We start from the raw sequence: 18,551 nt of genomic DNA, 5'->3' as shown, positions 1-18,551 counted from the left end.
TTGGGTGGGTGCGATTTTCACGGCTGCCAGGAAAAACTCAGGTTTCGCCGGTCGTTCCGCGTGTTTCCGCGGATCTGCAGGCGGTGACGCACCATCCAGAGCCCCGCGATGACGATGATCGCGCCCACCAGGCTGAGCCGCGCGATCCACAATTCCGGCAGCAGCAGTCCCAGCGTGAGGGCCAGCGGCACGGCGAGCCACTCCCAGCGGCCGGTCATCACCACGAACGGCACGAGCAGCAGCGCGTACCAGGAGTAGTGCGGGGTGACGATCAGCAGGGTCGCGCCGATCATGAGCAGCTGCCCGCGCCACGGCGACTCGGGATCGGTGCGCCGCCACACCACGACGGCCACGGCGAGAAGGAGCACCGCCGACGCCCAGAGTGCGGCACCGCCCGGGAACAGCAGCGACACGAGCGCGAAGCGCGATCCGTCGTCGTAGCCCTCCTCGGAGAGGTAGCCAGGTAGATAGCCGATCACTCCGACCCCGCTCAGCAGCACGTACGGCACGTAGAGCACGGCGAAGGTGAGCACGGCGCCCACGACCACCTTCCACGGTTGCTTGCGCAGCAGCGCCGGGGCGGCGATCACCGGGATCAGCTTGACGGCGATGGCGGCGCCGAGCGCGATGCCGCCGCGCAGCCGGCGCCCGGTGGCGACGAGGATGCTCGCCGCGAGCACCAGGAGGGCCGCCAGCACGTCGACGTGCGAGTTGGTGACCGCCTCGGAGAGCACGAACGGGCACCAGCCCCAGAGGGCGGCCCACCGCGGATCCAGGCCGCGGCGGCGCAGGGTGAGCAGCAGCAGACCGGTCACGCCCAGCGAGAGCACGAGGCCTGACGCCTGGAGGGGCCAGTACGCGGCCTCGGCCGGCACGACCGCGCGGACGCCCGCGAAGTACAGCTCGGCGGCGGGCGGATAGATCGTGGGCACCTGCGGGCGGTTGATGGTGGTGCACAGCACCGTGAAGCCGGGCACGTTCAGGGTGCGGGAGATGCGGTCGCCCTCGTCGACGCACTGGGGCCGGCCCTCGGCATCCGGGATCGTCGCCGGGTAGAGCCAGTCGGGGCGCAGGTTCTCGTAGGCCTGGTCGGCCGGGGTGTGGTCGTAGGGGGAGTGGCCGGCACTCTGCACGATGCCGTCCCAGGCGTAGCGCGCGGAGTCGGTGCTGGTGGTGGGCGGCCCCGCGAGGGCGGCCGCGCCCAGGGCGAGGGAGCCGGCCAGCACCACCACCACGGCGGATCGGCCGCTGCGCACGCCCCTGAGCGCCAGGAAGGCCACAGCGAACACCGCCCAGGAGGCGAGGGCGAACCACACCAGACCGCCCGAGTCGGCCGGGTCGAGAAAGCCGACGGTGGTCACGCCGAGCCAGGTCAGCACGGCGAGCGCCGCCAGGAGCACGGCGGTGAGGATGATGCGCACGCCTAATCCTCGCGCGTCACGGCCTGCGCGGGAGCGGTTCCGGATGCTCGGCGCCGGGCGCGGGCCAGGTACAGCGCACAGCAGGCGGCGGTGAGCACCGCCACCGCAGCCCAGGTCAGCACGAGGTTGAGCGTGTAGTCGAGCGGGAGCACGGTCGGGTTCGCGACGCCGAGCGTCTTGGCGTAGATCTCGGGCGCCACGATCAGGCCCAGGATGGCGGCCAGGACGACCCCGGCCTGCACGATCGCGAGGATTCCGTAGGGAAGCCGCCGCCCCGTCTTGCGCACCAGGATGCCCGCCCCCACCACGAGCGGCGACAGGATGGCGTCGTGCAGCAGGATGGCGCCGATCATCCACACGCCCACGCCCACGATCTGCGCCGGATCCTGCTTCATCACCAGCACCAGCGCGCCGAGCAGCAGGCCGAGCACGCCGATGACCACCAAGACGATGCGGGTGATCCTCATCACAACACCTCCAGCGAGCTCAGCCATTTGGTCTGCAGCACCCCGGGGCGCCCGGGCGCGATGATGCGGGCCGGGTAGCCGTGGTCGATGTCCAAGGTCTCGCCGTTCAGTTCGAGAGCCACGAGGGTGCTGTCGTCGCCCACGTACTCCGGCCCCATCGTGGTCACGCGGTAGCCGCCCTCCTTCTCCAGGCTCGTGATGCGCAGGGCGCGATCCTGGGAGGCGCCGACGGCGGCCGCGAGATCCTTGATCCGCACACCCCGCCACGAGGCGGTCTGGCTCCAGCCCTCCACGCAGGCGATCGGCAGCTCGACCGCGGTCTGCGGCAGGGCGAGCAGCTCGTCGCGGGTGAGGGTGATCTGCGTCTCGCCGTTGCGCACCGAGAGCCGCCAGTTCGGCGCGACGGCCGACACGGTCACCTGGGCGGCCTCGGCCGTGCGGTTCACCGGCAGGTTCTGCGGGCCGATGCCCTGGGCGCGGGGCGCGAACAGGTTCGACGGGCGCAGGAAGGCGAAGGACTGGCCGGCGGTCAGCACGACCACGGCCAGGGTCGAGAAGCCGATCACGCCGAGGAAGCCACGGCGTGAGGCGACGGGCTCGGGGGCGGGGGTGTCGTCGATCCAGCGCAGCACGCGACCGGTCACGCCTCCGACGGGGCGAGCATCCGTCGCCGTCTTCCCGTCGAGCGGTTCGGCCTCGAGCTCGGCCTCGGCCTCGGCGGTATCTTCCGCGAAGGCGAGCTCGGCCCGGCGCTTCGTCCAGAACCGGGAGATCACGGGGAGCTTCACGGCGATGTGGATGGCGAGCGACCCGATCACCACGAACGAGAGCGCGAAGTGCACCTCGCGGAAGCCGAACGGCCACGGATACCACTGGTAGGTGTTGAGGAGCCCGATGGTGATCTGCACGAGAGAGGCGCCCACGAAGATCGCGATCGACGCCCGCTCGAGCAGGTGCACGAAGCCCTTCAGCGGCGGCGTCTGGAACAGCTCGGGGAAGACGGTGTACAGCTTGCCCAGGATCAGCGGGAAGCAGGCGATCCCGGCGGTGATGTGGATGCCCTGGGTGAGCTGGTAGAGCCCCTCGGGCCGGGTGGGAAACCGCATCCAGGGCAGCGGCTCCTGCAGGAAGTGGCTGTACAGCCCGGTGCCGAAGCAGAGCAGGAAGGCGATGGCCAGCAGCCGGCCGAGCACCACCGCCATCCGTGGGTTGCGGGAGGGCGCGGCGACGACCCGCTGGAGTTCGGAGAGCAGGCGCCGCATGAGCGAGCCCCGCTCAGCTCGTGGCGTGTTCGGCCACGAGGCGGCGGCTGACGGCCCGGAAGGCGCGCCCGAACCGGCTCGTGGGCACGAGTTCGGACACCTCGAGGGCGTCGTCGATGGTATCGATGTCGTTGATCGTGGGCAGCAGCCGCACCGTCAGGCCCGCGGAGTGAAGGCGCTCCAGCTGCAGCTTTCCGGTGTCGTCGCGCGACATCGGAACGCCCCGGATGAGCGATCCGTCGGGGTCGCGCATCCCCAGGGCCCAGAACCCGCCGTCGGATGCCGGCCCCATCCAGGCGTCGACGTCGGCCCGCCATCCGGTGAGCACGCTCTCCAGCGAGGCGCGGCTGACCTGCGGGGTGTCCATGCCGATCAGCACCATCGGGCCCTCGATCGTGTCGAAGATGGCGGCGAGACGCTGGTCGAGGGTTCCGGCGATCTGCGGCAGCACCTCGAAGCCGTGCGCCTCGGCGGGCACGTTCTCGCCGTCGAAGGCGAGCACCAGGCGGGTGAAAGGCAGAGCACGCACCGTCTCGAGGGTGTCGGCGAGACTCGCGGATGCCACGTCGGCGGCCTCTTCGTAGCTCAGCGGCGGGTGCAGACGGGTCTTGACCTTGCCGGGGATGCATTCTTTGGCGATGACGACGATGGTGAGCATGGGGTGTCCCTCGTTCGGTGCTGCTGTGTGCGACTTCGAGGTCGTACCGGGCATTCGGCGCGGGAGCCGGATCGGATCGCTCTGTTCAGACGACGTTCAGCGAACGTACCGCTTCCGCGGGCGCGGCGGAACCGTTCTGCTCGACATCGCGCAGCAGCCGTGACATGTCGGTCACGGCCGTGATCGTGCCCCGGATGGTGCCGGTCACCTTCGAACGGCCCACCCTCGGGTTGTAGGCGGTGTCGTACTCGCGCACCGTCCAGCCCCCGGCGTGTGCCTTCAGCAGCATCTCGAGCGGGTAGCCGCTGCGGCGGTCCTGAAGGTCGAGCGCGAGCAGGTCTTCCCGCCGGGCGGCGCGCATCGGGCCGAGGTCGTGCACCCGGATGCCGGCCCGGCGGCGGATCAGAACGGCGAGCGCCCGGTTGGCGAAGCGGGCGTGCAGGGGCCAGGCCCCGCGCGTGGTCGGCCGGCGGCGGCCGAGCACGATCCCGGCGGTCCCGGCGACGATCGGCGCCACCAGGCGGGGGAGTTCGGCGGGGTCCATCGACGCGTCGGCGTCGCAGAAGGCCACGATCGGGGCCGTGGCGGCCAGCAGACCCGCGTGGGCCGCCGATCCGAATCCCCGCTTCGGCTCGGTCACCACCAGGGCTCCGGCCGCACGGGCGATCTCGGCCGAACGGTCGGTCGAGCCGTTGTCGACCACGATCGCCCGGTAGCCCTCCGGCAGCCGGCCGATCACCCAGGGCAGAGCGCCCTCCTCGTTCAGGCAGGGCAGCACCACGTCCACCAGTGGCGCGCTCATGCGGGCACCGCGTTCTCGAGCGAGCGCGCCGCGCTGGGCGAGGACGGCGACGACGACGCGGCCGCGGCCGCGCGCAGGGGAGCTGCGGCGAACTCGCGCACGCCGGCCTCGAAGTCGACGGCGGACGACCAGCCCAGAAGATCCCGGATGCGGGCCGACGACGCGGTGATGTGCCGCACGTCGCCGAGGCGGTATTCGCCGGTCACCACGGGCGCCGGGCCGCCGAACGCCCGGCTGAGCGCTTCGGCCATGTCGCCGATCGTGTGCACGACGCCGCTGCCCACATTGAGCATCTCGACGCGTTCGGGCGCGGCATCCGCGGTCCAGGCGAGGGCGGCGAGGTTGGCCGAGGCCACGTCGCGCACGTGCACGAAGTCGCGGCGCTGACGCCCGTCTTCGAACACGCGCGGGGCCTCACCGCGCTCCAGAGCCGAGCGGAACAGCGAGGCGACACCGGCGTACGGCGTGTTCTGCGGCATCCCCGGCCCGTAGACGTTGTGGTAGCGGAGACCGACCACGCGGCCGCCCGTGGTTCGGGCCCAGGCGGCGGAGTGGAACTCCTGGGCGAGCTTGCTCGTGGCGTAGACGTTGCGCGGGTCCAGCGCCGAGTCCTCTCCGATCAACTCGGGGTACAGGGCCTCGCCGGTGAGCTCGTCGCGCGGGTCGAAGCGCCCGGCGTCGAGGTCAGCGCGTCGCCGCGGAGCCGGGCGGGTCGCCCCGCGCGAACTCACGTAGCGTCCCTCGCCGTAGACCACCATCGACGAGGCGAAGACGAGCCGGTCGACGCCGGCCTGCGCCATCTCGTTCAGGAGCACCGCCGTGCCGAGTTCGTTCGACCCCACGTAGTCGGGCGCATCCGAGAAGTCGACTCCGAGCCCCACCTTGCCGGCCTGGTGGCTCACGGCGTCGACACCCTGCAGAGCGGATGCCACGGCTGCGGCGTCACGCACGTCGGCGCGCACCACCTCCACCCTCGGGTCGATGGCGGAGGCATCCGTCCACTCGGCGTGCACGTCGTCGCGGAAGCTGTCGAGCACCCGCACGTCCCAGCCCGCGGTGAGAGCCTGGCGCACGATCTCGGATCCGATGAAACCGGCGCCGCCCGTGACCAGGAGCCGGCCGGGGCGGGCATCCGGAACCGATTCGGCCTGCGCGCCCGTCTTTCCCTCAGAACCCATGACGCCAGTCTCCTCCCGCCCGCCCGAAAGCGGGCCCGGCACAGAGCATTCGGAGCGCCCCCGCCATCCGACTGCCCGCCCGTCCCGCCCCCTTTCGTTTTGGACGGGGGCGGAGACCGAGCCGGGTTCAGCGGGAGGCGGGTGGCGCTCCGCTGCTGTCGCGGGAGGCGAGGCGCTCGAGCATCGCGTTGTATTCACCGAGCTCGGCCTCGTTCGTGCGGTCGGCGTTGCGGTCGCGGCGCTTCGTCTCCTTCTTGTCGCTGCGACTCCACTGCACGGCCACGATCAGCGCGAGGATGAAGGTCGGCACCTCGCCGATGCTCCAGGCGATGCCGCCGCCGGTCTGCTGGTCGACGATCGCGCTCGGCCCCCAGTCACGCCCGGTGGCGCCGAACCAATCGGCCAGCAGCAGCCCGTTGCCGCCCATCAGCGCGAGCCCGAAAAAGGCATGGAACGCCATCGTGATCAGCAGCAGCAACAACCGGAACGGGTACGGCAGCTTGTACGGCACCGGATCGATGCCGATCAGCGCCTGCACGAACAGGTAGCCCACGATCAAGAAGTGCACGATCATCCACTCGTGCCCGATGTGGTTCTCGGTCGCCCAGCGGAACAGCGGCGTGTAGTAGAACGCCACCAGGCTGGTGGCGAACAGCACGCCGGCCACGATCGGGTTCGCGATCACGGTGGCGACCTTCGAGTGCACCCCCAGCAGGATCCATTCCCGGATTCCGCGAGTGCCGTCGTCGCGCTTGCGGATCGCCCGCAGCGCCAGTGTCACCGGACCGGCGGGAACGAGCAGCAGCGGCACCATCATGCTGAGCGTCATGTGCCCGGCCATGTGCACGCTGAACAAGAACTTCTCGTACACGTTCAGGCCGCCGTTGGTCACGTAGAACAGCAGCAGGATGCCCGCGATCCAGAGCACGGTGCGATACCAGGGCCACTTGTCGCCACGCCGATGCAGGCGGATGACGCCGGCCAGGTAGAAGAAGATCGCGAAGGCGCACACGAGCACCCAGATCAGGTCGAAGTTCCACTGCGTGAGGAACGTCTCGGGTGTCAGCTCGGGTGGCAGCACCGATCCGGTCAGGATCTGCGCGGCCGTCTGCGTGGTCGCGACGGTCTCGGGCACCGGGGTGGCGGTGCGGGCGAGCGCCGCCGCGAAGCCGGTGGCGATGCCCATGAAGCCGAGTTCGGCCACGACCAGCCACCAGAAGTGCCGGCGACGGCCGGTGCCTTCAAGGCGCCGGATCACGAAGCGCCGGTGGAACGCCCCGAACACACCGAGCGCGATCAGCGCGCCCACCTTCACCAGCACGAGCAGCCCGTAGGGCGTGGTCAGCCGGTCGAGCGAGCCCACCCGCAGCTCGGCGCTGACGTAACCGGATGCTGCGACCACCACGAAACACACGAGCGCGACGCTCGAATACCGGGCCACCACGTCCACCAGGCGCGGGGTGTCGAGCTGACGGCTGAGCAGCACGATCACGAGCAGGCCGCCCAACCAGGCCGCGGCGAAGATGAGGTGCAGCCCGAGTGCCGTGATGGCGACGTCGTGGCCATCCGTTCCGGCCGCGTGGCCCTGCTGGGCCATCGGGAAGAGCGCCACCACCGAGAGCAGGCCCACGAAGAAGAGCGTCGTCTGGTTGCGCACGGCGAAGCAGAGCACGGTGAGCACAGCGCCGATCAGCGTGGTCTGCAGCCAGGCCTGACCGAGGGCGATCTGGGTGAGGAACTGCCCGAGCCCTTGGCTGAAGGCGTCATCGAAGCTGAGCGCGCGGGCGGTGACGCTGAGGTAGTTGAAGAAGCCGGTGAGGGCGGCGGCCACCGTGAACAGCGCCGCGGATCCGGCGGCCACGTCGAGCGCGCGACCGTAGGCCGTGCTGCCCGGCGGGATCGCGAACAGCACCAGGCCGAGCGCGCCGATCATGCCGGCTGCGGAGATGTTCACGAGCATGCTCGAGATCGGCAGCCCGAAGCGCACCACGGCTCCCGGGTCTTCGAGCAGCTGGGGGGCGGCCCCGCCGCCGATCGCCAATGCCACCAGCAATGCCACGACCGACACCGCCACCAGGGTGGCGGGCCCGGCGACACGCACGACTCTCAGCACCCGTCCACTTTACGCGTCGCATCCTGAGCCCCCGCCCGGTGCCCGTTCGCGGCAACCGGGATGCGGAAAGGGCGCCGACCGAAGTCGACGCCCTTTCCGGAAATGCACTGCTACTTGGCGGCAGCCTTCAGCTTGGAGCCGGCCGAGATCTTCACGGAGTGGCCCGCGGGGATCTCGATGGTGGCGCCCGTCTGGGGGTTGCGGCCGGTGCGAGCGGCACGCGAGGTGCGCTCGACAGCGAGCCAGCCCGGGATCGTGACCTTCGTGTCGGAAGCGACCGAGTCGGCCAGCGTGGAGAAGAGAGCGTCAAGAACCTCGTTGACGGAAGCCTGCGTCTGGCCGGAAGCGGCGGCGACGGCTGCGACGAGCTCGGTCTTGTTGAGTGACTTGTCAGCCATTTAAGGTGTCCTCCTCGGACCTTTTCGCTACGAGTTGTAGCTGTTTACTAGGAACGGTCCCGGCCACCAGGGCCAGTGCTGTTGGTCGTACGACCGTGGGTAATTTACCAGCTGGACTTCGTAATGCCCGGCAATTCACCGCGGTGCGCCATGTCGCGGAAGCGAACACGGCTGATTCCGAACTTCGTCAGCACACCGCGGGGGCGTCCGTCGACGGCGTCGCGGCTGCGAACGCGGATCGGCGAGGCGTTGCGGGGGAGCTTCTGCAGGCCGAGGCGAGCGGCTTCGCGCTCTTCGTCGGTCGAGGTGGGGCTCACGAGAGCCTTCTTCAGCTCGAGGCGCTTCGCGGCGTAGCGCTCCACGATGACCTTGCGCTGTTCGTTACGGGCGATCTTGCTCTTCTTAGCCATGTGTTACCGCTCCTCTCGGAAGTCGACGTGCTTGCGGATGACCGGGTCGTACTTCTTCAGCACGAGGCGGTCGGGGTCGTTGCGACGGTTCTTCTTGGTCACGTAGGTGTAACCGGTGCCCGCCGTCGAGCGGAGCTTGATGATGGGACGGACGTCCTGCTGCTTTGCCATTAGAGCTTGATCCCCCGTGCCTGGATGTCCTTGACCACGGACTCGATGCCGCGGGCGTCGATGACCTTGATGCCCTTGGCGGACAGGGTCAGGGTGACGTTACGGCGAAGCGACGGCACGTAGTACGTCTTCTTCTGCACGTTCGGGTCGAAGCGCCGCTTGGTGCGACGGTGCGAGTGCGAGATGTTGTGACCGAAGCCGGGAACGGCTCCAGTCACCTGGCACACTGCTGCCATTGTTTCCTCCATTGGTTACCGTGAGACGAGTGCCTCACCCAAGATGACTTGTCGACAAGCCCGCCGCCGATTCTCTCGAACCGGGCAGGCTCGCAATGGGCGGAGGATTCCACCCAACCTGAGTAGCTTAGGACAGACAGTCTCTCAAGGCAATTCCGAGGCGACCCGCGGAGATTCTTGTAACCGTACGCTCACATCTTGTAGTGTAACCGTACGTTCACATCAGCGAATGTAACCGTACGCTCCCAGGAGGCATCATGAAGACCGTCCGTAGCCTCGGTCTCAAGACGCGAGAGCTCCGTCTGCGCGCCGGTCTCAGCCAAGAGGAGCTCGCGGTGAAAGCCTGGGTGTCACGCAAGTGGCTCAACGAGTTCGAGAACGGCAAGACCAGCGTCAATGCGAGCAAGGTCCTGGACGTGCTTCAAGCTCTCGGCTACGAGGTCGACGTCGTCCCGATCACTCCGGTTGGGAACGAGCAATGAGTCGCGAACTCCACGCTTACCTCGACGGGACCTTGACCGGCGTCTTCTCCATGACGGGAGCGGGCAATCTGAGCTTCGAGTACGACGAAGGGTACCGGCTCTCCCCGACCGCGACGCCGGTGTCGATGTCGATCCCGCTCGAGCGTGTCGAGCACAGGAATCGTGTGGCACTGCCGTTCCTGCAAGGGCTCCTCCCTGACAACGCTCAAGCATTGTCGGCGATGGGCAGCACCTACGGGGTTTCCGCCACCAGTCCCTTCGCTCTGTTGGAGCACGTCGGCGCGGATGTCGCCGGGGCTCTCCAACTGCTGCCGCCGGGCGCGCCGCCGCCGGACGCATCCGGCACGCGGATGACGGCTCGGGCGGTGACCGAGGCCGAGATCGCGAAGATGCTGGCTGATGCGATCGAAGAGTACCGCCACGGCAGGCCGCTCTCCCTGCGCGAAGGCAGGTTCTCGCTCGCGGGCGCCCAGCCGAAGATCGCGCTGCATGCGCTGGCCGACGGCGGATGGGGCCTCCCGCACGACGCCGTCCCCACCACCCACATCCTGAAGCCGGTCAGCGGTGAGATGCGGGGCATCGACGTGATCGAGCAGCTCACCATGGGTGCGGCCCGCGAACTGGGGCTCGTCACCGCGGCGAGCACACTGGCCGAGTTCGGCGGCATCCGCACCTTCGTCTCGACCCGGTATGACCGCGAGCTCCGCGACGGAGTCTGGCATCGACTCCATCAGGAAGACCTCTGCCAGGCACTCGCCGTCTCGCCGGCAAAGAAGTACCAGCGGCGAGACGGAGGTCCCGGCCTTGCAGCGTTCGCAGGATTGCTCGACGTCATGCCCTTGATCGGTGACCGGGTGGAGGCGGCTCGAGCCTTCTTCGAGGGCTTCGTGTTCAATGCCGTCGTCGCAGGAACGGATGCGCATGCCAAGAACTACTCGATCATGCTCGACGGCGAACGCGTCCGCCTGGCCCCGCTCTACGATCTGGCGAGCTATGCCGCCTACCGCGCCGGCAATGAATCCATCCAGCTCGCGATGAATGTGAACGGCGAGTACCGGATCGACCGTCTGGGCACCGAGGACTTCGTACGCGCCGCTACCCGCCTGCGGATCCCCGGGCCCGAAGCGCGTGACATCGTCGACCGGATGCGCACAGCCGCCCTCGGGGCGTTCGAGCGCGCACGCGAGAACCTCGGGATCCTGGGTGCCGACGCCGAAGCGACCGCCGATCGTCTCCTCGAGGGGATCGCGGGCCTCCCGCTGGTCGAGAGGGGCTGACCGCTACTGCGGGGGGACGCAGGCCGAGCAGAAGCCGAAGACGTCGACCACGTGCTCGGGGCGGCTGAAGCCGTGCTGGGTGGCCGTGCGGTGGGCCCACTCCTCCACCTCGTCGGCCTCGATCTCGACCGTGAGGCCGCAGCTGCGGCAGATCAGGTGGTGGTGGTGCGCCAGCGAGCAGGCGCGGTAGAGCGCCTCGCCCTCGGGGGACTGCAGCGAGTCGGCCTCGCCCTCGTTCGCCAGGTCGGCGAGTGCGCGGTAGACCGTGGCCAGGCCGATGTGGGAACCGGAGGTGGCCAGCGCGGCGTGCAGCCCCTGGGCGCTCACGAAGCCCATCTGGGTGCCGAGGGCCGAGCGCACGGCCTCCCGCTGCCAGGTGTTGCGCTTCACGACCATGCCGACCCCTTTCCGGAACGGTTCGAACACCACCACGGTAGCGCGAGCGGCTGGATGCTGCCCGGGATCATGCGGTCACCGCATCCGTTCGCCGTCCGGCGACTCCGCGACGACGCCGGGCCCCCGACACGAGCCGGCAGACCAGGTAGATCAGGAACGAGATGGTGGTGACGTAGGGGCTGATCGGCACGGAGGCGCCGAGGGCCAGCAGGATGCCGCCCACCAGCGACACCACCGCGAACAGGGTGCTGAGCAGCGGCACCGCGATCGGCGACGAGGAGATGCGCAGCGCCGCCGCCGCCGGCGTCACGAGGATCGAAAGCACGAGCAGCGACCCGACGATCTGCACCGAGACCGCCACGGCGAGGCCGAGCAGCAGCATGAAGACGATCGAGAGGGCGCGCACCGGCACCCCGCGCGCCGACGCGACATCCGCATCCACGCTCGCGAAGGTGAGCGGCCGCCAGATCAGCAGCAGGCCGAGCACCACCACGATCGAGATCGCGATCAGCGAGTTGAGCTTGGGGTCGTCGACCGCCACGATCTGGCCGGTCAGCAGGCCGAACTTGTTCGCCGAGCGCCCCGGATACAGCGACAGGCACAGGATGCCGAGCCCCAGACCGAAGGGCATCAGCACGGCGATGATCGAGTTGCGGTCCCGGGCCCGGGAGCCGAGCACGCCGATGATCAGCGCCGCCACGAGCGAGCCGATGATCGAACCCTGCACCACCCCGACCCCGAACAGCAGGCCGGCCGCTGCCCCCGCGAACGAGAGCTCGCTGATGCCGTGCACGGCGAACGCCATGTCGCGCGACATCACGAAGACGCCGATCAGGCCGCCGACGACACCCAGCACGGCGCCCGCGATGATGGAGTTCTGCAGCAGCACGAGCAGTTCGCCGTAGTCGGAGAAGTCGAAGATCTGCGACCAGAAGTCGCCGCTCACGAGGCGAGCCCCTCGGCGCCGCGGCCGTGCGCCCGACCGGGAGTGGGCTCGTGCTCCTCGTGCACGTGCGAGTGGTCGGGCGCGCCCACCACGATCACGCGACCGTGGGTGCGGATGACGTCGACCCGCGATCCGTAGAGCTCGCTGAGCACCTCGGTTCGCAGCACCTCGTCGGGCGTGCCGATGCGGAAGCCACCGCCCGCGAGATAGAGCACCCGGTCGACCATGCCGAGGATCGGGTTGACGTCGTGCGTGACGAACAGCACGCCGAAGTCCCGCTCGCGGCGCTGCCGGTCGATCAGCTCGCTGACCGCGCGCTGGTGCGTGAGGTCGAGCGAGAGCAGCGGCTCGTCGCAGAGCAGCAGGCGCGGTGAGCCGGCCAGCGCCTGGCCGATCCGGATGCGCTGCTGCTCGCCGCCGGAGAGCGTGGAGACGCCGACGTTCGCGTAGGCGGTGGCGCCGACCGCGGCGAGCAGCTCGTCGACCTCGCGACGACGGGCGGTGGAGGGCAGCGGCACACCCCAGCGATGGCCGCTCAGGCCGAGCGCGACCAGGTCGCGGGCACGCAGGGGAGTACCGTCGTCGGCGAGCTTCTGCTGGGGCACGTAGCCGATCCGCCGGTCGCCGCGCCGCCCGGGTTCGCCGAGGAACCGGATGCTGCCGCCGGAGAGCCTCTGCTGGCCGAGGATCACCTTCAGAAGGCTCGATTTGCCCGATCCGTTGGCCCCGAGCACGGCGATGAACTCGCCTCGCCGCACATCGAGATCCAGGCCCGACCAGAGCGTGCGATCCCCGAACGCGAGCGAGGCGTCGCGCAGCGACAGCACCGCATCGGCCGGCCCCGACGGGGTACCGGCCGACGAGGGCGCAGGGCTGCGGGTCACGGGGAAACCCTACTGGGCGAGCGCTTCGGCGATCGCATCGAGGTTGCCCGTCATCCAGGTGAAGTAGTCGTCGCCGTCGGGCAGGGTCTCCGTGACCGCGACGCTCGGGATGCCGTTCTTCTTCGCCGCCTCGACCAGGGCGTCGGTCTGGGGTCCGCCGGTCTGCGCGTTGTAGACCAGCAGGGAGACCTGCTTGGAGTCGAACAGCGCGAGCGTGTCCTGCAACACGATGGCGGGCGCGTCGGTGTCCTCCTCGACGGCCTCGCTGAAGGCATCCGGAGTCTTGTTGTCGAGGCCGACCGAGTCGAGCAGGTAGAGGGGGACGGGCTCGGTGATGGCGACACCGGTGCCGGCCGCGGTGGTCTTGAGCTCTTCCGCGGTGCTCTCGAGCGTCTCGAGCTGCGTCTTCACGCTCGCGCCGTTGGCCTGGAACACGGATGCTTCGGCCGGGTCGGCCGCCGAGAGCTCGGTCACCAGCTGGTCGACGACCTTGGACACCGTGGGGAAGTCGTACCAGACGTGCTCGTTGAACTCGCCCTCGGCCGGCTCCTGGTCGTAGCCGGAGAGATCGGCGGCGTTCAGCACGACCGCGTCGGGGTTGTCGGCCGCGGCGAGCATCGTGTCGATGAAGTCGTCGTAGCCGCCGCCGTTCTCGATCACGATCTGCGCCTTCGAGAGCGCGAGCTGGTTGCGCGCGTCGGCCTGGTACTCGTGCGGGTCTTGGTCGGGGCTGTCGATGAGCGAGGTGACGTCGACGAAGTCGCCGCCCACCAGCTCGGCGATGCTGCCGTACACGTTGGTGGAGGCGACGACGCGCACGCCGCCGCTGTCGGATGCGCCATCGGAGGTGCTGCCGGCGCCGGCATCCGCCGACGAGCCGGCCGCGCATCCGCTCAGCAGGAGCGCGGAAGCGGCGAGGGCAGCAGCGGAGAAGAGGAAGCGTGATTTCACGGGGGAGGCCTGTCTATCTCGGGAACGCTTCAACGCTACCTAATTGATAATGATTTTCAAAATCAGCGATCGCGGGCGATGGCCGCCTTCCGGCCTCCAGGTCGACACGTCGGGCTGCTATCGTCCGGCCGGGAGGGATGATGCGCCCCGAGTTCGCCGAATACCACCGCCGGCAGCGCCGCGCCGCCCTGCCCCGGCGGATCGTCGCCTCCCTGGCGACGGCGGCGCTCCTGGGCGGCATCGGCTGGGCTGTGGCGGCACAGGCGGCGCACCCTTCGCAGCAGACCACGGATGCCACTACCAGCACCGTCCTGGCCGGGCCCGATACCGCCCAGCCGGCGCCATCCGTCGCACCCGACGTCGACGCCGCGGGTTCCCAGGGCGATCAGCCCCAACCGGCCGATGCTGTGCGCGAGGACGCCCCGCGGGACGAGCCCGAGCAGGCCGCGCCGCCGAGCCAGGAAGCGCCTTCGCGCGCGCAGCGGCACGACGCCATCCAGGTCGCCACGCGCGGATTCCAGGTGGAACTCGACAACTGCCAGTGGGTGCGGATGGACATCGGCGCCGTCGCCCCGATCGTGGGCGCCCACAACTACTGCGACGGAGACCTCGTGCTCCAGCTGGAGCCCCTCGATCTCGTCACCATCACCGGCACCGATCTCGACGGCGACTACCAGGTCTCCGGCAGCCGCGACGCCCAGGCCGGCGACGACGCCGCCACGGCCACCGCGGGTCTGGACGCCGACATCCTGCTTCAGACCTGTTACTGGGGTGACGCGGGCCTCCGCCTGGTCGCCCTCGACCGGGTCGACCTCTCCCTGTCGCCGACTCCGGCGCCTGCGCCGGCCGGTTGAGCCCACCGGGGGTGCCGGAGCGCCGCCTCAGTCGAGGAGGAGAGCGGGCTCCTCGATGATCGAAGCCACGTCGGCCACGAAGCGGCTGGCCACGTCGCCGTCGACCACGCGGTGGTCGAAACTCGCGCCGATCGTGGTGACGAAGCGGGGGCGCACCTCGCCGTCGACCACCCAGGGCTTCTGCCTGATGGTGCCGAGGGCCACGATCGCCACCTCGCCGGGGTTCAGGATCGGGGTGCCCGTGTCCATCCCGAAGACGCCGATGTTCGTGATGGTGATGGTGCCGTCGGACATCTCGGCGGGGGAGGTGCGGCCCTCCCGCGCCGTGATGGTGAGCTGCTCCAAGGCACCGGCGAGCTCGCGCAGCGACATGTCGTGCGCGTCTTTGATGTTCGGGACGATCAGCCCGCGCGGGGTGGCCGCGGCGATGCCGAGGTTCACATAGTTGCGCACGATGATCTCTTTGTCGGTCCAGGCCGAATTGACCATGGGGTTGCGTCGCACGGCCCAGATCATCGCCTTGGCCATGATCAAGAGCGGCGAGATCTTCACGCCCACGAAGTCGGGCGAGGTCTTCAACCGCTTCACGTACTCCATGGTGCGCGTGGCATCCACGTCGACGAAGAGCGAGACGTGCGGCGCCGTGAACTTCGAGGCCACCATCGCCTTGGCGATCTGCTTGCGCATGCCCTTGACCGGGATCCGCTCCTCCCGCACCGGCGCCCACTGAGGGGTCTCGATGTTGTGGAAGACCTTCGCCTGGTCGGCGTGCCGGATGACGTCCTCCCGCGTGATGTCGCCGATCAGCCCTGTCGGCGTGACCTCGTTGAGATCGACGCCGAGGTCTTTGGCGAGCTTGCGGATGGGCGGTTTCGCGATGACCGGCAGACCGGCAATCGGCTGCGGAACGCGGGCCGGCCGGGTGGACGGACGAGCGGCACCGGGAGCTTCGCCGATGGCCGGGACGGCGGCGCGGGCGCCGCTTCGACCCGTGCGCCGGCTGGAGACGTGCCCCTTGATGCCGTATCCCACGAGCACCGCGCCGGGCTTCTCCTCGGCGGCGGCCGTCGTCTGCGCCGAGGCGGCGAGCGTTGCGGCAGCGGTGAGATCGGGGGAGGCGGACGCGGAACCGGCGACGGGAGCCCCGGCGGCCTCGTGCCGATCGACGGGCTCGGGGGCCGGCGGCGCTTCCGCGCCATCGGTGGCGGTGACCGTGATGATCGGCGTGCCCACATCGACCGTGGCGCCCTCTTCGACGAGCAGGCCCTCGACGGTGCCCGCGAACGGCGAGGGCAGCTCGACGAGCGACTTGGCGGTCTCGATCTCGACGATCACCTGGTTGATCGCGATGGTGTCGCCGGGAGCGACCTTCCACGAGACGATCTCGGCCTCAGTGAGGCCTTCGCCGACATCCGGGAGGTGGAACTGGGAGCTGGTCATGGCAGGTCTCCTCCTGGCCCTAGTGGGCCATCACCCGGTCGACGGCCTCCATGACGCGGTCGGCGTCAGGGAGGTAGAGCGTCTCGAGCTTGGCGGGTGGGAACGGGGTGTCGAAGCCGGAGACCCGGAGCACCGGCGCCTGCAGCGAGTAGAACGCACGCTCCGACACGGTGGCGGCGATCTCCGAGCCGAGGCTCACGAAGCCGGGAGCCTCCTGCGCCACGACCAGGCGGCCGGTCTTGGTGACCGAGTCGATGATCGGTCCGTAGTCGATCGGGCTGAGCGAGCGCAGGTCGACGACCTCGGCGCTCACCCCCTCCTCGGCGGCGATCTCGGCGGCGGCCATCAGCACACTCACCATCGCGCCGTGGGCCAGCAGCGTGACATCCGTTCCCGTACGCACCACGCGCGAGGCGTGCAGCGGCGCCGCGGTGCCGGCGAAGTCGACCGGGCCCTTGGGCCAGTAGCGGCTCTTGGGCTCGAAGAACATCACCGGGTCGTTCGAGGCGATCGCCTCCTGGATCATCCAGTACGCGTCGTTCGGCGTCGACGGGCTCACCACGCGGAGGCCGGCGGTGTGCGCGAAGTACGTCTCCGGGCTCTCCTGGTGGTGCTCGACGGCGCCGATGTGCCCGCCGTAGGGCACCCGGATGACCACGGGCATCGAGAAGGCGCCCGATCCGCGGTTCGTCAGCTTGGCCAGCTGGCTGGTGATCTGGTCGAAGCCGGGGTAGATGAAGCCGTCGAACTGGATCTCGCACACCGGGCGGTAGCCGCGCAGCGCCAGGCCGATGGCCGTGCCGATGATGCCGGACTCGGCCAACGGCGTGTCGACGACGCGGTCGGTGCCGAACTCGGCCTGCAGGCCTTCGGTGACGCGGAAGACGCCGCCCAGACGGCCGATGTCTTCTCCCATCAGCAGCACCTTGGGGTCGTCGGCGAGCGCCTGCCGGAGCCCGGCGTTGAGCGCCTTGGCCATCGGCAGCTCTTCGACGCGCGAGGCGGGGGCGGATTCCGTGGCCGTGCCGGTCAGATCGGTGACGCTCATGCCTGATCCCCTTCGAACGAAGCCTCGTACCGTTCGAGCCAGAGCTTCTGCTCCTGCATCACGGGGTGCGGCTCGGAGTACACGTGGTCGAACATGATCGAGGCGGGCGGCGGGGTGAGCGCCAGGGTGCGGTGACGGATGTCGGCCGCGTAGTCGTCGGCCTCCTCGGCGATCGCGGCGAAGAACGCGTCTCCCTCGCCGAGCGAGCGGAGGTACGTCTCGAAGCGGACGATGGGGTCGCGCGCGACCCAGTAGTCGTACAGCGCCTGATCCTGGTATTTGCTGGGGTCGTCGGACGAGGTGTGCGCGCCGATGCGGTAGGTGAGCGCCTCGATGAACTGCGGGCCGTTCCCGGCTCGCGCCTCGTCGAGGTGCTTCGCGGTGACCGCGAAGCTCGCGAGCACGTCGTTGCCGTCGATCTGCACGCTGGGCACCCCGAAGCCGCGCGAGCGCAGGTAGAGCGGGATGCGCGACTGCACCGACACCGGCACCGAGATGGCCCAGTGGTTGTTCTGCAGGAAGAACACGTTCGGGCTCTGCGCCGAGGCCGAGAACACGAAGGCCTCGCTCACGTCGCCCTGCGAGGTGGAGCCGTCTCCGAAGTAGGCGAGCACGGCGGCGTCTACGGAGTCGTCGCCCGTGCCCACCACGCCATCGCGCTGCATGCCCATGGCGTAGCCGGTGGCGTGCAGCGTGTGCGAGCCGATGACGAGGCAGTAGCCGTGGAAGTTGCCGTTGGCCGGATCGGTCGGGTCCCAACCGCCGTGCGTGTTGCCGCGCAGCAGCTCGACGATCGAGAGCAGGTCGATGCCGCGCACGTGGGCGACCGCGTGCTCGCGGTACGAGGGGAAGATGTGGTCTTGCGGCTTCGCGGCGAAGGCGGAGCCGACCTGGGCGGCCTCCTGGCCGTGGCTCGGCACCCAGAGCGCCATCTGGCCCTGGCGCTGCAGGTTGGTGCCCTCGTGGTCGAAGCGGCGCACCACCGCCATGTGGCGGTAGAACTGCTGGAGGTCGTCGTGGCTGAGGCGATCGAGGTACGAGGCGTATTCCTCGGCGCTCTCGCTCGGAGCGAACTCGCCTTCCGGGGTCAGGAACTGCACCGTGGTCTCGGTGGCGGGCCCGGCGGTGGGGTTCGCGATGATGGTGTCGGCCATCCG

At 69.6% G+C, this 18,551-nt stretch carries 21 protein-coding genes; 3 read left to right on the top strand and 18 right to left on the bottom strand.

Annotation, left to right across the window (positions count from 1 at the left end):
- Positions 1 to 17: 17 nt before the first annotated feature.
- From Q0D75_RS07025 to rpmB, 11 genes are all read right to left on the bottom strand, one after another.
- On the bottom strand, positions 18 to 1,421 hold the full coding sequence (locus Q0D75_RS07025; protein ID WP_291050932.1) for a glycosyltransferase family 87 protein: 1,404 nt from the start codon (positions 1,419 to 1,421) through the stop codon (positions 18 to 20).
- 2 nt (positions 1,422 to 1,423) lie between these two features.
- Complete coding sequence (locus Q0D75_RS07020; RefSeq protein WP_291050929.1) at positions 1,424 to 1,888, bottom strand: hypothetical protein; 465 nt, start codon at positions 1,886 to 1,888, stop codon at positions 1,424 to 1,426.
- Positions 1,888 to 3,150 carry a molybdopterin-dependent oxidoreductase gene (locus Q0D75_RS07015; protein ID WP_291050924.1) on the bottom strand — a complete coding sequence of 421 codons (1,263 nt, stop codon included), beginning with the start codon at positions 3,148 to 3,150 and terminating at the stop codon, positions 1,888 to 1,890. Before Q0D75_RS07015 ends, Q0D75_RS07020 begins: the two co-directional genes overlap by 1 nt.
- Positions 3,151 to 3,163: 13 nt before the next feature.
- Positions 3,164 to 3,808: a DUF2064 domain-containing protein gene (locus Q0D75_RS07010; protein ID WP_291050922.1), complete on the bottom strand. Its 645-nt coding sequence runs from the start codon at positions 3,806 to 3,808 to the stop codon at positions 3,164 to 3,166.
- An 85-nt stretch (positions 3,809 to 3,893) separates the two neighbouring features.
- Positions 3,894 to 4,610: a glycosyltransferase family 2 protein gene (locus Q0D75_RS07005; RefSeq protein WP_291050919.1), complete on the bottom strand. Its 717-nt coding sequence runs from the start codon at positions 4,608 to 4,610 to the stop codon at positions 3,894 to 3,896.
- Entirely contained in the window at positions 4,607 to 5,788 is a 1,182-nt protein-coding gene (locus Q0D75_RS07000) for an NAD-dependent epimerase/dehydratase family protein (protein WP_291050918.1), read from the bottom strand. The genes Q0D75_RS07005 and Q0D75_RS07000 overlap by 4 nt, the downstream gene beginning before the upstream one ends.
- A 127-nt stretch (positions 5,789 to 5,915) precedes the next feature.
- Positions 5,916 to 7,901, bottom strand: a complete 1,986-nt coding sequence (locus Q0D75_RS06995) for a cytochrome c oxidase assembly protein (protein ID WP_291050917.1) — start codon at positions 7,899 to 7,901, stop codon at positions 5,916 to 5,918.
- Positions 7,902 to 8,011: 110 nt separating this feature from the next.
- Entirely contained in the window at positions 8,012 to 8,299 is a 288-nt protein-coding gene (locus tag Q0D75_RS06990) for an HU family DNA-binding protein (protein WP_066039861.1), read from the bottom strand.
- A 104-nt stretch (positions 8,300 to 8,403) separates the two neighbouring features.
- Entirely contained in the window at positions 8,404 to 8,709 is a 306-nt protein-coding gene (rpsN, locus tag Q0D75_RS06985) for a 30S ribosomal protein S14 (protein WP_290805300.1), read from the bottom strand.
- 3 nt (positions 8,710 to 8,712) lie between these two features.
- Complete coding sequence (gene rpmG / locus Q0D75_RS06980) at positions 8,713 to 8,880, bottom strand: 50S ribosomal protein L33 (protein ID WP_022897487.1); 168 nt, start codon at positions 8,878 to 8,880, stop codon at positions 8,713 to 8,715.
- Positions 8,880 to 9,116, bottom strand: a complete 237-nt coding sequence (rpmB, locus tag Q0D75_RS06975) for a 50S ribosomal protein L28 (protein WP_259525652.1) — start codon at positions 9,114 to 9,116, stop codon at positions 8,880 to 8,882. Before rpmB ends, rpmG begins: the two co-directional genes overlap by 1 nt.
- 257 nt (positions 9,117 to 9,373) lie before the next feature.
- Between rpmB and Q0D75_RS06970 the strand changes: the two genes are divergently transcribed.
- Complete coding sequence (locus Q0D75_RS06970; protein ID WP_291050915.1) at positions 9,374 to 9,598, top strand: helix-turn-helix domain-containing protein; 225 nt, start codon at positions 9,374 to 9,376, stop codon at positions 9,596 to 9,598.
- On the top strand, positions 9,595 to 10,875 hold the full coding sequence (locus tag Q0D75_RS06965) for a HipA domain-containing protein (protein WP_291050912.1): 1,281 nt from the start codon (positions 9,595 to 9,597) through the stop codon (positions 10,873 to 10,875). Before Q0D75_RS06970 ends, Q0D75_RS06965 begins: the two co-directional genes overlap by 4 nt.
- Positions 10,876 to 10,878: 3 nt before the next feature.
- On the opposite strand, the gene Q0D75_RS06960 is transcribed toward Q0D75_RS06965, so the two are convergent.
- The 4 genes from Q0D75_RS06960 to Q0D75_RS06945 all read right to left on the bottom strand — a co-directional run bounded on the left by Q0D75_RS06960 (position 10,879) and on the right by Q0D75_RS06945 (position 14,052).
- Entirely contained in the window at positions 10,879 to 11,271 is a 393-nt protein-coding gene (locus Q0D75_RS06960; RefSeq protein ID WP_291050903.1) for a transcriptional repressor, read from the bottom strand.
- Between the two features lie 67 nt (positions 11,272 to 11,338).
- Positions 11,339 to 12,217, bottom strand: a complete 879-nt coding sequence (locus tag Q0D75_RS06955) for a metal ABC transporter permease (protein WP_291050899.1) — start codon at positions 12,215 to 12,217, stop codon at positions 11,339 to 11,341.
- Entirely contained in the window at positions 12,214 to 13,101 is an 888-nt protein-coding gene (locus Q0D75_RS06950) for a metal ABC transporter ATP-binding protein (protein ID WP_291050895.1), read from the bottom strand. Before Q0D75_RS06950 ends, Q0D75_RS06955 begins: the two co-directional genes overlap by 4 nt.
- Positions 13,102 to 13,110: 9 nt before the next feature.
- Positions 13,111 to 14,052 carry a zinc ABC transporter substrate-binding protein gene (locus tag Q0D75_RS06945; RefSeq protein WP_291050890.1) on the bottom strand — a complete coding sequence of 314 codons (942 nt, stop codon included), beginning with the start codon at positions 14,050 to 14,052 and terminating at the stop codon, positions 13,111 to 13,113.
- A gap of 137 nt (positions 14,053 to 14,189) precedes the next feature.
- On the opposite strand from Q0D75_RS06945, the gene Q0D75_RS06940 reads away from it, so the two are divergent.
- On the top strand, positions 14,190 to 14,906 hold the full coding sequence (locus Q0D75_RS06940; protein WP_291050887.1) for a hypothetical protein: 717 nt from the start codon (positions 14,190 to 14,192) through the stop codon (positions 14,904 to 14,906).
- Positions 14,907 to 14,933: 27 nt separating this feature from the next.
- Here Q0D75_RS06940 and Q0D75_RS06935 read toward each other — a convergent pair whose 3' ends face one another.
- The 3 genes from Q0D75_RS06935 to Q0D75_RS06925 are packed head-to-tail and all read right to left on the bottom strand — an operon-like array spanning position 14,934 to position 18,548.
- Positions 14,934 to 16,346, bottom strand: coding sequence for a dihydrolipoamide acetyltransferase family protein (locus Q0D75_RS06935; RefSeq protein ID WP_291050875.1), 1,413 nt, complete (start codon positions 16,344 to 16,346; stop codon positions 14,934 to 14,936).
- A 19-nt stretch (positions 16,347 to 16,365) separates the two neighbouring features.
- On the bottom strand, positions 16,366 to 17,394 hold the full coding sequence (locus tag Q0D75_RS06930; protein WP_291050872.1) for an alpha-ketoacid dehydrogenase subunit beta: 1,029 nt from the start codon (positions 17,392 to 17,394) through the stop codon (positions 16,366 to 16,368).
- Positions 17,391 to 18,548 (bottom strand): thiamine pyrophosphate-dependent enzyme, encoded by a 1,158-nt coding sequence (locus tag Q0D75_RS06925; RefSeq protein ID WP_291050869.1) that lies wholly within the window; start codon positions 18,546 to 18,548, stop codon positions 17,391 to 17,393. Before Q0D75_RS06925 ends, Q0D75_RS06930 begins: the two co-directional genes overlap by 4 nt.
- Between the last annotated feature and the right edge of the window lie 3 nt (positions 18,549 to 18,551).

It is taken from the genome of Herbiconiux sp. (genome assembly GCF_023264855.1).
In the GTDB taxonomy this organism is placed as follows: Bacteria; Actinomycetota; Actinomycetes; order Actinomycetales; family Microbacteriaceae; genus Herbiconiux.
This window is presented reverse-complemented; position numbering and strand designations above follow the sequence as displayed.